The following is a 13,553-nucleotide window of genomic DNA, read 5'->3' on the forward strand; positions in this document are numbered from 1 at the left end:
GTCCTTTCGTGGAGGTAGCTTTAGGGAAGGCCTCCTTTTTAACAATTGATTGCGAGCGGCGCTATCACCAAACCGACATTAACGTGCGCACGCGGCAATTTTTCTCGGTTTTTTTACGGTGCATTGCAGTACCCTTGCCCGCAGCCGTCCCGCTAGAGGGCGGTACTTTTTGCCACGCGTGTAAACCATCTTTCCAGTCCCTGTGGGACTTTTCAGTGAGGTTTACCATGCGCATCACTTCCGAGCTTATCTGCCAGGCCGCCGACCAACTCCACGGTTTTGTCGGCCTCAACCGCAAGACCGGCCAGTACATCGTGCGTTTCAGCGAAGATTCCTTCGGCATGGACGTGGCCGATGACGGCATCATCCCCACCGCCGAATTCGTCTGGCTACCGGCCCCCGAACAGACCATGACCCTGTCGCGCGAACGTATCCAGTTGCTGCTCGACCAGAACATCGACGACCGCATCAACATCAGCGAGCCGCTGCGGGTGTACATGCGGCGGGTGGAGATTCCACAGATCAGCGCGTTGCGTAGTCTGGTGAGTTAGTTGTTGGGGTGAGCAGGCTTGTCTGCTCGCCGCGGTAATCCCGCTCCACCTTGCACACCCGCGTCTGAAACGCCGAATACCAGGTGGAGCGCCCCTGCTCACGTACTGCGCGGTGCTCGGCCTGCTCTTTCCAGGCCAGGATCTCCGCTTCGCTGCGCCAGTACGACACAGTAATCCCCAGGCCGTCCTCCCGCGCCGATTCCACCCCGAGAAACCCCGGTTGTTCGCGCGCCAGTTCCAGCATGCGGGCGGCGGCCTGGGCGTAACCGTGGTCGCCTTCGGTGCGCAGTGAGCTGAAAATCACCGCGTAGTAGGGCGGCGCGGGTGTGTTGGCGATCATGCCGAGACCTCCCGGCAAGCCTTGAGCAGGGCAATCGCCAGGGGCGGGGTGATGCCCTTGAGGGCGGTGCGTTCCGGCTGGAACAGCGTGGCGACGAAGAACGGATGGTCGAGCAACTCCACAGCGCGCAGATCGCCGGCCGAATCATGCCCGCAGGGGATCAGTGCATGTTCCAGCAACGCGTCAGCGAATTCGCGGTTCAGGCCGTAACGGCAGCGGTAGCCTTCTTCGACTTCAAGGCTGGCATAGGCCTCGGCGATGCGGGTGTAGGGGGCCAGACGCACGGTGTCGGTGGCCTCCACCAGCGCACAACTCAGCGGCACGATCACGGCGCGCTTGGCATCCGGCGCCAGTTCGCCATGTTCGGCATCGGCCCAGCCCAGCACGTTACGAGCATATTCCAGCACCGCATGTTGAAAACCGCCGCAGGTGCCGAGGAAAGGGCGCCGCTGTTCGCGGGCAAACTGGATGGCGCGCAAGGCTCCGTCGGTGTCGCGGTAGGGGCTGGCGGGGACGCACCAGAAACCGTCGAAGCGCTGCAGTTCAGTGGTGCAAGTGAGGGTGTCGGTGTCGAGCCAGTGTGTATGAACCGTCAGGCCCAGGGTTTCGGCAGCCTGTTGCAGCGCGACGGGAATGGCCTGGTGTGCGATGACATCGGGGTTGTAATCGCCGACCAGGGCGAGGTGTAAGGCGGTGGTTTTCATCGTGTGCATCCCATGGCTTGTGGTGTCCTGATGCGCACTATAGATTGGCGCTCGCGCAATCAATATTGGCGTTTACCCATATGCTCAATGCAGTCACGCACTATCGAATCGACTACCCCGATCTGTCGCTGATCCTTGCCCTGGTGCGCGGCGGCACCCTGGCGCGGGCGGCGGCGCTGTTGCGGGTGGATGTGTCTACGGTGTTTCGCGCGGTGCGGCGCCTGGAGGCCGCGTTGGGCCAGACGCTGTTTGAAAAAAGCCGCGCGGGCTACCTGCCCACCGGGCTGGCGAGCCACCTGGCGCAGCAGGCCGAACGGGCCGAGCAGGCATTGGAAGCCGCGCGGATCGGCGTGGAGCAGGGCGGTGAAGTGATCAGCGGCACGGTGCGCCTGACCTGTACCGATTCGGTGCTACAAGGCCTGTTGCTGCCGGCCCTGGCGCAGTTCATGCCGCAGTACCCGGCGCTGACCCTGGAGCTGAGCACCTCGAATGATTTTGCCAACCTCAGCCGCCGCGACGCCGATATCGCCTTGCGCCTGACCCGGACGCCGCCGCAGCATCTAGTCGGCCGTTGCCTGGGCGCGGTGACCTATCAGGTGTGCGCCAGCACCGCCTATGCGCGCCTGCACGAAGGTCGCGCGCTGGCCGATCTTGCGTGGATCGCGCCGGATGACTTCCTGCCCGATCACCCCACCGTCGCCTGGCGCCGCGAACACCTGCCGGGCGTGCGCCCCAGTTATCGTTGCAACAGCATGTTGTCGGTCACCGAACTGGTGCGGGCGGGATTGGGGGTCGCGGCGCTGCCGGATTTTCTGCTCGGTGACGGCCTGCATCCGTTGGGCCCCGCATTGGCAGGGCACGACACGGCGTTGTGGTTGCTGACGCGTCCCGATTGCCGGGCCTTACGCTCGGTGGTCACGCTGTTCGATGAGCTGGGACGGCAAGTGCAGTTGCCTGGACGTTAGGTTTTTCGCACAAAGTGCTCATGCATTTCGCACGTCAGGGTTTCGATGTGCTCCGTCAGCTTCTTGGTCATTTCCGTGAGCTGGGTGTTTTGCTCCAGCAGGATCAACAGCTGTTTGCTGGTCTGTTCCGCCTCGGCCTGGCGTTCGGCATTGGCGACGGCCAGTGCTTCACGGTGCTGCGCATCGGCGTCGGACTGGGCTTTGTCGCGGGCGGCCTGGCGCGTCTGGGCCAGCAGGATCAACGGCGCGGCATAGGCTGATTGCAGGCTGAAGGCCAGGTTGAGCAGGATGAACGGGTACACGTCGAAATGGGTGATGCCACTGACGTTGAGGGCCACCCACAAGATCACGATGGCGGTCTGCGCGCCGAGGAAGGTCGGCGTGCCGAAGAAGCGCGCAAAGGCTTCGGCCTTGAGGGCAAAGGTGTCGTTGCCAAAGGTTGGCGCCAGGTGGGCATGGCGGCGGTGGAAGCGCAGGTGATCGACGGGGGCGGCTTTGGGTTTGTCTGGAGTCATGGTGGGCTCGGGTGATCAACGTTAAGACATCCGCCACTATAGCGTTGGCGACCTGTCTTACCTATGAACAACCGGGGGCTGCGGGACAGTTTCAGGCGGATTGGGCGACCCTGTCGTCGCTGATGTTGACCCGGTTACGCCCGGTGTCCTTGGCCGCATACAGTGCGCGGTCCGCCGCATTCAGCCACATGGCCGCATCGGTGAAGAGTGGATGGAAGTCCGCCAGGCCGATGCTCAGGCTGACGCGCAGTTCCGGTGAGTGTGGGTTGCGGTAATTGCTGAAGGTTTCGCGCACGCGCTCCATGATCCTTACGGCCTGTTCCTGTGGCATTTGCGGAAAAATCACACAGAACTCGTCGCCACCGTACCGCCCGGCCAAATCGTTTTCCCGCAGGTTACGGCGCAGCTCCAGACTCAGCTGCCGCAGTACCGCATCGCCCACGATATGGCCGTAAGTGTCGTTGATCTGCTTGAAGTGATCGATGTCGATCAACGCAATGGTGGCGTGGCTTTGCAGTTGCTGGCACTTGTGAAACTTGAGGTGCAGCAGGTCTTTCCAGGAACCGTGATTGAGCAGGCCGGTAAGGCTGTCGATACGGCTCAGGGCACTGAGGGTGCGCTTGTGCTCCGTCAGTTTGATCGCCAGTTGATAGCAGACCATACCGATGGCCATGGGGTAGAGCGTCAACATCGGCAAACAGGCATAGACTTGAACCAGGCTGACCGAGGGATTGAAGTGCAAGCCGAGCAGCAATCCCGCCACACATACGCCGAGCACTTGGGCCAGCGCGCCGCGTATCAACAGGCGCTTGCCGCCGGCGGCGACGTTGTTCATGGTCACCATTGACAGTAGCGTCACGGCGGCCAAGGGTGTGAACTGCAGCGTAGCGGCCCAGAACCCGCAGAATAATGCGTCGAACACCAGATTGCGCTGTTCAGCGTCGTAGGGAACCTTGGCACGGGTGGCCAACTGATACGCCAGGTGCGGCCAGACAACCGTATTGAGCAGCAGCAACGCCCAGATCCAGCCAGGCGTTGCCAGCGGGTACAGGACAGCAGTGATGCTGATACAGCACATGGCCGTGCCGATGATCCTTGGCCTGTAAATGCGCTTGGCAAACGAAAGCCCTTTGCCTTGTCTGTTTTCCATAGATTCCCGGGTCAGCTCTTTTTGTACGCACGATGGCACGTGTTCGCAGGATCAACCGTTGATCGGATAATTCCGGAGAATATTGTCAGTTATTCCTGTAGGAATAATCAGTGTCCTTCCAGGCCATTTACGCAAAACATAGGGCGAATGCGTCATAAACGACTGCCAATGTCGTTCCTGCACCCGGTTTTTATGGCTGGGGCGATGGGGGGACTTCGTAACCGGCCAAAAACAGGTCGATCGCGGACTCGATCACGTTGGCCTGGCTGGTGGCGTCGAGGGGCGGCTGGCCTAGGGTGATCTGGGGCCAGAAGGCAAAGGCTTTGAGCAGGCTTTGGATCTGGTGGGCGGCAAACGCCGGGTCGCTGCCGCGCAGACGCCCATCTTCCTGGGCGGCGCGTACCCATAGGGTAAAGCCTTCTTCACGCTGGCTCAGGCGGTTGACCATGTCTTGTGCACGTTCCGGCGAATGGATGGTGGCGGCGATGGCGACCCGGGCCAGGTCGAGGAAGTTGGCGTCGGACATCATCTTCATCTTCGCTTCCAGCAACTCGCGCAATTGTTCGCGCAGCGGGCGCTCACGGGTGTAGCCGACATCCAGTTGAGCGACGGTGCTGGCCCAGAGTTGGTGGAGAATTTCGGCGAAAAGCTCCTCCTTGCTGGGAAAGTGGTTGTACACCGTGCGCTTGGAGACGCCGGCGGTGGCGGCGATCTTATCCATGCTGGTGACCTCGAACCCGTTGGCCCTGAACTCGGCGATAGCCGCTGCCACAATGGCTTCGCGTTTACGGTCGGTGAGGCGTTGAGGGACAGTCATGGATGGCGCTCGTCTCTTGAAGGGAAATTACACTCGGCAGTTTACTTGCTCGGGGTTTTGTTGCAATCTTGAAACTACACTGCGCAGTGTAATTTATTGACGGTCCAAAGGAGTCATTCTGCTATGGCCACGCTCTCAACCCGTCTCAAGCCTTCGTCTGCGGCGCGCGAGTCTGCGCAGCAGGAACAAAAGCAGTTTCGCAACGACACCCCGGTGCAGCACGGGGGCTTTGGCAAGACCTTGCGTATCTTCTGGAACATGCTCTTCAACAAACCGCGCAGTACCCGACCGGTGGGGGAGATTCCGGTGCAACCGCTGACCTGCGAGCAGTTGTTGGCAGCCCCCGATCACAGCGTGTTCCGCCTGGGGCATTCCACCGTATTGCTGAAAATGCGCGGCAAATTCTGGCTGACCGACCCGGTGTTCGCCGAGCGTGCCTCGCCGTTCAGTTGGGCCGGCCCCAAGCGCTTCCACGCGCCACCCATCAGCCTGGAAGAGCTGCCGCCCCTGGAGGCGGTCGTTCTTTCCCACAACCACTACGATCACCTTGATCGCAAGGCTGTCGTCCAATTGGCCGCCAAGACGCGCCACTTTTTGGCGCCGCTGGGCGTAGGCGACATTCTGATCAAGTGGGGTGTCGATGCCAGCAAGGTGCAGCAACTGGACTGGTGGCAGGACGTCGAGGTGGAAGGCATTCGGTTTGTCGCCACACCCGCACAGCACTTTTCCGGGCGCGGCCTGTTCGATGCCAACCAGACGCTGTGGTGTTCGTGGGTGATGATCGACGATGCACGGCGCATTTTCTTCAGCGGCGACACTGGCTACTTCGACGGTTTTAAACGCATCGGCGAGCAGTGCGGCCCGTTTGACCTGACGCTGATGGAAACCGGCGCCTACAACGTCGATTGGCCCCATGTGCATATGCAGCCGGAACAAACCCTGCAAGCCCATATCGACCTGAAGGGCCGTTGGTTGCTGCCGATTCACAACGGCACGTTCGACCTGGCGTTTCATGCCTGGCACGAGCCTTTTGATCGCATCATGGCCCTGGCCTGGGAGCGCAATGTGTCGATTGCTACGCCGCCGATGGGGCAAGCGTTCAATCTGAGCCAACCTGAGCGTGGTCATGTGTGGTGGCTGGAGGTGGAGATACAGGTGACGCAGGAGCGCGTCGTCGGTTGACGGTTGAAGTGTCGGAAAAAGGAGTTTTCAAGCTGTTTCAGGACTGCGACAGGTGCCGGTCAAGGGTGCGATGATTCCCGGAAAATTAGGTTCCGGGAGGCCGTTCTGATGGACGAAAAATGTAGGAAACTCTGGCAAGCAGGTGTGTCTTGCCCCACGGGGCAGCCGGCACCCGGGAGCCTGGATCCAACGATTCAGGCGCCTCCTTGCACCGAGCATGGGAGTCCGCATGGCATCGCTTTTGGTGTCGATCCCCGCTCTCAAGCGCCCTCCCAGGTGCGTGTCCCGGTCCCCGGGTATGACTCACCCGGGCTTCCCCTCCGGCCCGTGCGCGATCCATCGTTGTCGCTGATTGCCTTGAGTGGTGTCGACCCCTCGGGGCCGGTGATGGTGGAAGTGCCGCTGGTGCAGAACAACAGCTCGTTTATCGCCGCCAACGTGTTGGCCGGCAGGCGTGTGGGGTTTGCCGAGCGGTATAGCCGTGGCAATGACCACGAAGCCATTGAACACCGTGCACCGTTCAGGCGAGCACTGGATATTCTGCGTCAGGCAGGGGTGCACCTGTTACCGGTGCCTGCGCAACGGGCTGACGAGACGCTGCGGTTCAACCTGCACACCCACAATGAAATCGACGAACTGGTGAATGAATATCGCCTGGATGCGCTGGTGTCGGACAGCCAGAGCGCCGCCTTCCATGCCGCTTGCTGGAGTGGTTATCCGATGCTTGGCGAGCCGCTCGGGGACGGCGCGACGTTGTGGTTTTATGGTGCGCGGTGGTCGAAGGATGCGCTGACGGCGCTGGTGCAGGGCTATCGCAATACCCGCCGCCTGCTGGATGTGCAGGATGGGCTACCTGTGACGTTGAATAATCCCACTGTGTGAATGGCGCGCGTCGTACTGTCCGGCAGGCATGAGGTTTTTAGACTGGCGCATGAGGGCACTGTGGGCCCCGTCAGTTCTTATCTTGTCCGGGAGGTGTTCATGTTTGGTATGGGTCATGGTGTGAATATGCTTATTAACCATGCTGCGCATTTCCTGGGTTTGCAATCGCCCGCCGAGGCCTCAACGCCCGTGGCGCCGGGAACGGAATATGCCAGTGTCCGTCAGCTCAACGAACAGATGGCCTGGCCGGGGGGACTCACATCGGCAGCGTTGGTCAGTTACCTGCACGAGCGCATTCGCAAACTCGATCCCAAATTGAGCACCATCATTGAACTCAACCCTCAAGCCCTGGACATTGCCCGCGAGCGGGATCGCGAGCGCGCCGATGGCCGGGTTCGCGGTCCGCTGCATGGCATTCCGGTGCTCCTCAAGGACAATATCGAGACAGGTGATACCCAGCAAACCAGCGCAGGCGCCTATGGTCTGGTGGGCCTGTCGGCAGCCAAGGATGCGTTTATCGTCGAGCGCCTGCGCCAGCAGGGAGCCGTGATCCTGGGGAAGACCAACCTCACTGAACTGGCCGGCTTTCGCGGCGGCGTCGATGGCTTGAGCCAACGCGGCGGGCAGACGCGCAACCCGCATCAATCGGATGCGCCGGTCGGTGGATCCAGCTCGGGCTCGGCTGCTACAGTCGCTGCCGGCCTGGCGCCCCTGGCCGTGGGTAGCGAAACCAATGGCTCGATCGTGGTGCCGGCGGCGTTCAATGGTGTGGTCGGCTTCAAACCCAGCGTTGGGTTGTTGAGCCGCAGTGGCATCATTCCCGCCAGCCATCGGCAGGACACGCCGGGGCCGATGGCTCGCTCGGTGTTCGATACCGCGTTGTTGCTCAACGCCCTGTCGGGCACGGACCCTCAGGACTCGGCCAGTGTGGAGGCCCCCCAAGGCGTCGACTACACCGCCTTGCTCAAACCCGGCGCCTTGCAGGGTAAGCGTATCGGCTATCCCGCAACCTTTAGCGCGAATGGCGAAAGCCTGTCGGTGGATAACAGCGCGTCATTTCACCAGACGCTGGAGGTGCTTCGTGCACAAGGCGCGGTGCTGGTACCGGTGAACATGCGGTTGGCGGACGCTTCGCGTTATGACGAATTATTGCTTGCCGATGTGAAGGACGAGTTGAACACCTACCTGGGCAAGCGTGAGGGGCTACCGGTGAAGTCTGTTGCCGAACTGATCGCCTTCAACGAAAAACGCGATGGCACCGACACCGATCACCAACCAGTCCTCAAGGACATCGATGCGTCCACGCTCACCCAGGAGACGCGCAAGCCGTTATGGGATGCACTGATCCAGGACTTCCGTGGCACCGTCGATGAACTGATCGGCGGGGAAAAGCTCGACGCCCTGGTGGCGGACTTTGAAACCAACAGCTACTTCGCAGTGGCGGCGGCGGGCTATCCAGGGATCTCGGTACCTTCCGGCAAAGACGAGCAGGGCGTGCCGACCAGCGCATACTTCTTCGGGGCCCGCTGGACCGAACCCACGCTGCTGGCCGTGGCCCATGGTTATGAACAGGCGGCACAGGCGGCTCCACGCCCCCGGCTCTGATAACACTCAAGGCCGTGGAGCAATGCCATGGCCCATCGAATTCACATCCTCGACGCGCCGCGCACTCATCCCCCAGCCCGGCGCGAACCCCGGGAAGAACACCAGCCCCTCGGCCTCAAGTCGAAACGCCAGTGCCAGGCGGGTTTCATCGCCCCCATCGCCCTGGTGCTCGAATTGTTGAACGGCATCCACCGTCACGCCCGCCTGGCGGGCCAGCTCTTCGCGGCTCCAACCCAGCATGGCGCGGGCCTGTACGCTGTGTTTGGCGGTGAATTGATGCAGGACGATCTGCTGGTCTACGAAAGAGCTCATTGCCAGAGAGGACATGGAATTTCTCCAGGGTTCGACGGGGAAGGCAAACTATACTGTGTTTTTGTACAGTTGTTTTGACCGCTCATCAACTGGAATTTTTCCGATGGTTTTTCAGCGTCTCTAGCCCAGCCCTGGCGCCTCGCGAATAATCAGATGATCCAGGTTCTCGATATTGGCGCTGAATACCCCGAACGTCTGCTCGGGGTTTTTCTTGCTGGGCACCTGCTTCAGCTCCGGCGTCACGCCATAGAAAAAGCAATACAACGGTCGGTCGCTGCTGGCGGCGGCCTTGATCTGTTCCAGGAATGCCTTGCGCTTGCGGTAGTTGTCGATGAGTTTCTTACTCAGGTAAACGTTGACCGAGTAGGGCTTTTTGTCGAGCCATACTTTCTTTTCGAAGTCGATGCGAAAGCTGTTGGTGTAGTCCTTGATCGCTTTGATCCTGCCCCAGTAGATCAGGCCCTCGTTGTCCTGCAGGTATTCGATCTTCTTGAAAAAGGCCCAGTAGGTTGCGGTGTGCTCGCCGATCTTCAAGGGCATGGCTTTGAGCTTGTCCTTGTCGTCGATATTTGACACATAGCATTCCACCGGGTGGGCGAATACGCTGGTTTTATCCGGGGTGGTGTCGCTGGGACTGACAGACGTGCTGGCGCGGGTTGAAGGTGTTTTCGGCGGGTCTTGTGGGGTTTGTCCTTCGGCACCGGCCAACGGCGTCTTGCGTGGATAGGTGCGCCGGGTCAGTACAAATTCCGATGGGAAATGATCCTCGCGGTCGTCGTCGCTTTCTCCAGCAGCGGCCCTGTGGCTGCCGGCATAGCGGCAGCCCTCGATATGCCGGGTGCCGGTCTTGTTCTTGAAGTGCGGTGTGCGCAGGTAATTGACGTTCTTCGCGTTGAAGGTGCTCAGCGTATTACCCGCCTCGAAGGCGGCGCGGCACGCATCGTTGGGGCAAAGGAAACGGTCCTTGTCGGAATCGTACGCAGCGGTTTCGTCGAAATTCAGGTCTCGTACGTCGTAGATCGACAGTTTTTCATCGAGACTCAGGCTGTAGGCCGTGTCGAATTTCATAGGGCTCGGGTCCGTGAGAGGTTTCGCTATTAATAGCGGGAACTTGCGTAAATATCAGCAGCGGCCTCAGTGTTTCCGGGCGCGCTTTTTCTTCTTCGCATGAAAATGCCGAAAATGCGCATCCTGCGCCGCCGCCAACAACTCCCGATCCCCACGCGTATCGCCCCAGGCCCGGAGCCGATATTCCCCCAGGTCCCCATACACCGCCTCGAGCCGCAGCACCTTGTTCTCGCAGCGGCAGTTATTTCCCGTGAGCTTGCCCGTCAACACCCCGTCGATCACCTCAAGCTCAGTCCCGATCAATTTGATCCCAAGCCGATCGGCAAAGGGCTGCAACACCAACGCCGGCGATGCCGAGCACAGCGTCACCACCGCCCCCGACCCCAGCTCATGCTCCACCGATAGCACCCCGGCCGGACGCATCAACCGCGCCCAATTGCGCTGGCAATACTCCTCGGCCTTCTGCTGCACCCAGGCCTTCTCCACCCCGGTCATAAAGGTGCGGATCAACTGCGCCTTCAACTCATCCCGACTGATCTGCCGCACCAGAAACCGCAGCCCAGGCAGCGCAAGCTTGAGCATGCGGCCATAGAACTCGCCGGGGCCAAAGGCAAACTTGAGGAAGGGCACGAAACTGTCGTGGTGGGTCAGGGTGCCGTCGAAGTCAAAGACGGACAGTACTTTGGCACCCACGGGGCCGGCTTCGAGCATGTCTGGGTTCACGGGTGGTCCTTGATCAGGTGGAGCGGGTTCATAGCGTTCTGACTGGCGCGCGTCGGTCGGGTTCAGGCGGATGCTGCTCCGCGATGGCGACTGGCCAATCTCCAGGCTTTGTAGTGGGCGGGCGTGTCTGTTCACCCCCGACGGTCGGCGAAGTTTACTACCCCAAGGCCAAGGATTGGAGTTTCTGAGGCCTCTGCGGGCTCAACGTTACGACGGGGCAGTAGCGGATTACATGAATGTTAAATTTCCTACAAAAATCTCACACCGATTAAACGGAATCGTCCGATATTTCCTATTTTCAAGTTCTCGTATGGTAAGTGCCAAAAACAACAAGGCGCTGACCCTATGGCAAATCACAGCTACATGACCATCAATGGCAAAGAGCAAGGCTTGATCTCCGCGGGATGTTCGACCCTGGATTCAATTGGTAACAGCTGCCAGGACGGGCACAGGGATGAAATCATGGTGCTGTCTTTCCAACATCACCTAGCCAACCGCGGCAACGTGAATGCCGCGACACACGGGCCGGTGGTGATTACCAAGAATATCGATAAGTCCTCCCCTTTATTGGCGGTAGCCCTTTCCAATAGGGAAGAACTCAACTGCGTGATTAATTTCTATCGAAGCTCAAGTACCAGTGGCTATGAAAAATACTACACCGTCGATATTCGTGGCTGCGTCATTGCCGACCTTACCCTCGACGTGCCCCACGCGGTTCTGCAACACGATGCGCAAGCACAAGAACACTTGGCCCTGCGTTACCGCCAGATTATCTGGACGCATCATCGAGCCAGTACGAGTGGCTACAGCTATGGGGAGTTGGACGAGAAATGAAAAAGGAAAGTAGTTATACAGAGCCAACGTTTCACGATATTTGGGTAGTGAGCCAGGCGGCTGCAAATTTGAGTAACCAGGCTTGCACGATCAGTGCTCGGCATATTCAGGATGGAATAGTGCGGCTGCAGTTTAATCGGGAGGTTGCTTATTATGCGCGCAGTATTGTCAGGGATGTTGAGGAGGGAAGAAAAACTATTGATCAGGGATTGATAGAGATAAAAGAAGAACAGCGCAGTTTGATGAGTCAGTCGATGGAGGTCGCTCGTAAGGGAGTTGGATTGATAGCCGGGGCGCTACAGTTCAAAACGGGTGCGGAAATTTGCGTGGCCTCCTTGGGGACTTTGTGCGTGGTAGCCGGGTTACCAATGATTGCGCATGGTTCCAATAACGTATACGAGAATGGACGAAATTTATGGGAGGGACGTTCTGATACTGAAGGGCCGGTCAGGAAACTTTATCAAAACGCCGCCGTAAAGTTAGGGGGGACCAAAGAGGAAGGGGATATTGCCTATGGTCTCGTTGATATTGCAACTTCAATTTATAGTGCCGGTAGAATGGTATTAAAACCTGATTCTTGGCGGTTGTTTCGATATGTCGATGCGGACTACATACGAGCGTTTAAGAAAACTTCTATCGGGGGATTTGTTTTTGATAGATCCAATGATGTATTGACTGCGGAAGATATTTTGAAAAGGTGGGACCGTAATGAGTGAATTGATTTTTTACACAGGCTATGTTTTTTTTAGTATTGCCTTTTATATCCCGTCTTTACTGGCTAGCCAGTGTTGGTCGGGGCGCAGGTTTTCAACGAGTAAATTTATAGGTGCTATAGTTTATAATATTTTTTGTGTCTATGTTCACATGCGATTTGTAGATCGTGGGATTTTACCCATTGTAGGTGAGAAAAACAATGAGATTTTAGGCTGGGCTTCTTTTGTTATGATGTTTATGTATATGTTTTCAGTTCCTATGCCGTGGGAAGGGAAAAAATTGAAAATCATAAGTAAATATTTTAAAACTTGAGTCTTATATTTTGTGAGGTGGGTTGATTTGCTTCGATTATTATGTGTGACTGATGTTTATTAGATTTTTCGGGGTTTACTAAGTTTCGCTAATGATGTTGAGTGGCTTGCTTTTGCAGGGCTATTGATTCACTCCTTTACCCTCCCTATAAGGTTGGATCGGGAGTGAGGTGCTTTTTTCAAGTGAAATTAAGTTCTGATGCGGGCCTTACGGAACTTGTTATTAATCTGCTGTATAAAATAGAAGAAAACTATGTGCTGGTTATTGGTTCTATTGGAAGTATGTGGGGTGCTATTGGTTTTCTGGCTGAAATCTGTTCTTTCAAGCCCGCGGCTTGGAGACGCACAGCTTATTTTTGGACTTGTTGTTAATTCGATTTTTATATGGATTTATATGCAGATGATTCAGCACGATGATTTTCCATTTTTGGGGTATAGGCCGGATATCTTTGAATTTTGCAGTTTTGCTGGGTGGTTTACTTTTGTATGTATCTTTGTCCACGGATTTGCAATTCCAGCGGAACGGAAGGTGAGGTTTTTGTTTGGCTTGGTTAATTGTACGAGGCGGATGCGATGACAGTATGGTTCTTGTTTACGTTTCCCTTGTTCGCTTTATGGGGAATCTTGAGTGCTTATACGTTGAGGATCAAATTCTCTGGGGAGGAAATATGGGGCTTTCTGGGGCTGAAATTCATTGTTTGCATAATTTTCAATTTTGTATTCGTGTTTATTTATTTGCGGATTGTTAAGTTTCAAGAGTTTCCGGTGCTGGGGTTTAGACCCGATTTGATAGCTGATTATCCTTTAATTAGCTATATCGCCATTTTTTGCATTTATATACACGCATTTGCTTTTCCTGTTGAGAGAGAGTTGAGGTGGT

General features: G+C 57.5%; 16 protein-coding genes. 8 read left to right on the forward strand and 8 right to left on the reverse strand.

Annotation, left to right across the window (positions count from 1 at the left end):
* Positions 1-227 precede the first annotated feature (227 nt).
* Positions 228-551, forward strand: a complete 324-nt coding sequence (locus ACLH0J_RS10975; RefSeq protein ID WP_122720494.1) for a DUF2025 family protein — start codon at positions 228-230, stop codon at positions 549-551.
* Here ACLH0J_RS10975 and ACLH0J_RS10980 read toward each other — a convergent pair.
* Together ACLH0J_RS10980 and ACLH0J_RS10985 are read right to left on the reverse strand one after the other, a co-directional pair.
* Complete coding sequence (locus ACLH0J_RS10980; protein WP_411391993.1) at positions 523-891, reverse strand: antibiotic biosynthesis monooxygenase family protein; 369 nt, start codon at positions 889-891, stop codon at positions 523-525. The genes ACLH0J_RS10975 and ACLH0J_RS10980 overlap by 29 nt on opposite strands.
* Positions 888-1,595 (reverse strand): CTP synthase, encoded by a 708-nt coding sequence (locus ACLH0J_RS10985; protein ID WP_411391994.1) that lies wholly within the window; start codon positions 1,593-1,595, stop codon positions 888-890. The genes ACLH0J_RS10980 and ACLH0J_RS10985 overlap by 4 nt, the downstream gene beginning before the upstream one ends.
* An 80-nt stretch (positions 1,596-1,675) precedes the next feature.
* On the opposite strand from ACLH0J_RS10985, the gene ACLH0J_RS10990 reads away from it, so the two are divergent.
* The gene (locus tag ACLH0J_RS10990) at positions 1,676-2,560 is read left to right on the forward strand and encodes a LysR family transcriptional regulator (RefSeq protein WP_411391995.1); all 885 of its coding nucleotides are present in this window, start codon (positions 1,676-1,678) and stop codon (positions 2,558-2,560) included.
* On the opposite strand, the gene ACLH0J_RS10995 is transcribed toward ACLH0J_RS10990, so the two are convergent.
* The 3 genes from ACLH0J_RS10995 to ACLH0J_RS11005 form a co-directional block, all read right to left on the reverse strand.
* On the reverse strand, positions 2,557-3,075 hold the full coding sequence (locus tag ACLH0J_RS10995) for a DUF1003 domain-containing protein (RefSeq protein WP_411391996.1): 519 nt from the start codon (positions 3,073-3,075) through the stop codon (positions 2,557-2,559). The genes ACLH0J_RS10990 and ACLH0J_RS10995 overlap by 4 nt on opposite strands.
* 91 nt (positions 3,076-3,166) lie before the next feature.
* Positions 3,167-4,225 (reverse strand): diguanylate cyclase, encoded by a 1,059-nt coding sequence (locus tag ACLH0J_RS11000; RefSeq protein WP_411391997.1) that lies wholly within the window; start codon positions 4,223-4,225, stop codon positions 3,167-3,169.
* Between the two features lie 190 nt (positions 4,226-4,415).
* Positions 4,416-5,042, reverse strand: coding sequence for a TetR/AcrR family transcriptional regulator (locus ACLH0J_RS11005; RefSeq protein ID WP_411391998.1), 627 nt, complete (start codon positions 5,040-5,042; stop codon positions 4,416-4,418).
* Between the two features lie 123 nt (positions 5,043-5,165).
* On the opposite strand from ACLH0J_RS11005, the gene ACLH0J_RS11010 reads away from it, so the two are divergent.
* From ACLH0J_RS11010 to ACLH0J_RS11020, 3 genes are all read left to right on the forward strand, one after another.
* Complete coding sequence (locus ACLH0J_RS11010) at positions 5,166-6,224, forward strand: MBL fold metallo-hydrolase (RefSeq protein ID WP_411391999.1); 1,059 nt, start codon at positions 5,166-5,168, stop codon at positions 6,222-6,224.
* A 327-nt stretch (positions 6,225-6,551) separates the two neighbouring features.
* A complete protein-coding gene (locus tag ACLH0J_RS11015; RefSeq protein WP_411392000.1) occupies positions 6,552-7,106 on the forward strand; it encodes a hypothetical protein in 555 nt (184 codons plus the stop codon).
* 126 nt (positions 7,107-7,232) lie between these two features.
* Positions 7,233-8,711: an amidase family protein gene (locus ACLH0J_RS11020; RefSeq protein ID WP_411392001.1), complete on the forward strand. Its 1,479-nt coding sequence runs from the start codon at positions 7,233-7,235 to the stop codon at positions 8,709-8,711.
* A gap of 6 nt (positions 8,712-8,717) precedes the next feature.
* On the opposite strand, the gene ACLH0J_RS11025 is transcribed toward ACLH0J_RS11020, so the two are convergent.
* The 3 genes from ACLH0J_RS11025 to ACLH0J_RS11035 all read right to left on the reverse strand — a co-directional run bounded on the left by ACLH0J_RS11025 (position 8,718) and on the right by ACLH0J_RS11035 (position 10,802).
* On the reverse strand, positions 8,718-9,038 hold the full coding sequence (locus tag ACLH0J_RS11025) for a helix-turn-helix domain-containing protein (protein WP_411392002.1): 321 nt from the start codon (positions 9,036-9,038) through the stop codon (positions 8,718-8,720).
* Positions 9,039-9,143: 105 nt separating this feature from the next.
* Complete coding sequence (locus ACLH0J_RS11030; protein ID WP_411392003.1) at positions 9,144-10,091, reverse strand: hypothetical protein; 948 nt, start codon at positions 10,089-10,091, stop codon at positions 9,144-9,146.
* Between the two features lie 66 nt (positions 10,092-10,157).
* Positions 10,158-10,802 carry an HAD-IB family hydrolase gene (locus tag ACLH0J_RS11035; protein WP_411392004.1) on the reverse strand — a complete coding sequence of 215 codons (645 nt, stop codon included), beginning with the start codon at positions 10,800-10,802 and terminating at the stop codon, positions 10,158-10,160.
* A 357-nt stretch (positions 10,803-11,159) separates the two neighbouring features.
* On the opposite strand from ACLH0J_RS11035, the gene ACLH0J_RS11040 reads away from it, so the two are divergent.
* The 3 genes from ACLH0J_RS11040 to ACLH0J_RS11050 are packed head-to-tail and all read left to right on the forward strand — an operon-like array spanning position 11,160 to position 12,674.
* Positions 11,160-11,648 carry an Hcp family type VI secretion system effector gene (locus tag ACLH0J_RS11040; protein WP_411392005.1) on the forward strand — a complete coding sequence of 163 codons (489 nt, stop codon included), beginning with the start codon at positions 11,160-11,162 and terminating at the stop codon, positions 11,646-11,648.
* Positions 11,645-12,364 carry a DUF4225 domain-containing protein gene (locus ACLH0J_RS11045; RefSeq protein ID WP_411392006.1) on the forward strand — a complete coding sequence of 240 codons (720 nt, stop codon included), beginning with the start codon at positions 11,645-11,647 and terminating at the stop codon, positions 12,362-12,364. Before ACLH0J_RS11040 ends, ACLH0J_RS11045 begins: the two co-directional genes overlap by 4 nt.
* Positions 12,357-12,674, forward strand: coding sequence for a hypothetical protein (locus ACLH0J_RS11050; RefSeq protein WP_411392007.1), 318 nt, complete (start codon positions 12,357-12,359; stop codon positions 12,672-12,674). Before ACLH0J_RS11045 ends, ACLH0J_RS11050 begins: the two co-directional genes overlap by 8 nt.
* The last annotated feature ends 879 nt before the right edge of the window (positions 12,675-13,553 follow it).

Origin of the sequence: Pseudomonas sp. MPB23, assembly GCF_046605395.1 — a bacterium.
In the GTDB taxonomy this organism is placed as follows: Bacteria; Pseudomonadota; Gammaproteobacteria; order Pseudomonadales; family Pseudomonadaceae; genus Aquipseudomonas.

Coding starts and splice junctions, on each gene's coding strand:
- ACLH0J_RS10980 (WP_411391993.1), bottom strand. CDS start 891: ATGATCGCCAACACACCCGCGCCGCCCTACTACGCGGTGATTTTCAGC.
- ACLH0J_RS11035 (WP_411392004.1), bottom strand. CDS start 10,802: ATGCTCGAAGCCGGCCCCGTGGGTGCCAAAGTACTGTCCGTCTTTGAC.
- ACLH0J_RS10990 (WP_411391995.1), top strand. CDS start 1,676: ATGCTCAATGCAGTCACGCACTATCGAATCGACTACCCCGATCTGTCG.
- ACLH0J_RS11040 (WP_411392005.1), top strand. CDS start 11,160: ATGGCAAATCACAGCTACATGACCATCAATGGCAAAGAGCAAGGCTTG.
- ACLH0J_RS11045 (WP_411392006.1), top strand. CDS start 11,645: ATGAAAAAGGAAAGTAGTTATACAGAGCCAACGTTTCACGATATTTGG.
- ACLH0J_RS11000 (WP_411391997.1), bottom strand. CDS start 4,225: ATGGAAAACAGACAAGGCAAAGGGCTTTCGTTTGCCAAGCGCATTTAC.
- ACLH0J_RS11025 (WP_411392002.1), bottom strand. CDS start 9,038: ATGTCCTCTCTGGCAATGAGCTCTTTCGTAGACCAGCAGATCGTCCTG.
- ACLH0J_RS11020 (WP_411392001.1), top strand. CDS start 7,233: ATGCTTATTAACCATGCTGCGCATTTCCTGGGTTTGCAATCGCCCGCC.
- ACLH0J_RS11005 (WP_411391998.1), bottom strand. CDS start 5,042: ATGACTGTCCCTCAACGCCTCACCGACCGTAAACGCGAAGCCATTGTG.
- ACLH0J_RS11010 (WP_411391999.1), top strand. CDS start 5,166: ATGGCCACGCTCTCAACCCGTCTCAAGCCTTCGTCTGCGGCGCGCGAG.
- ACLH0J_RS10995 (WP_411391996.1), bottom strand. CDS start 3,075: ATGACTCCAGACAAACCCAAAGCCGCCCCCGTCGATCACCTGCGCTTC.
- ACLH0J_RS11050 (WP_411392007.1), top strand. CDS start 12,357: ATGAGTGAATTGATTTTTTACACAGGCTATGTTTTTTTTAGTATTGCC.
- ACLH0J_RS10975 (WP_122720494.1), top strand. CDS start 228: ATGCGCATCACTTCCGAGCTTATCTGCCAGGCCGCCGACCAACTCCAC.
- ACLH0J_RS10985 (WP_411391994.1), bottom strand. CDS start 1,595: ATGAAAACCACCGCCTTACACCTCGCCCTGGTCGGCGATTACAACCCC.
- ACLH0J_RS11030 (WP_411392003.1), bottom strand. CDS start 10,091: ATGAAATTCGACACGGCCTACAGCCTGAGTCTCGATGAAAAACTGTCG.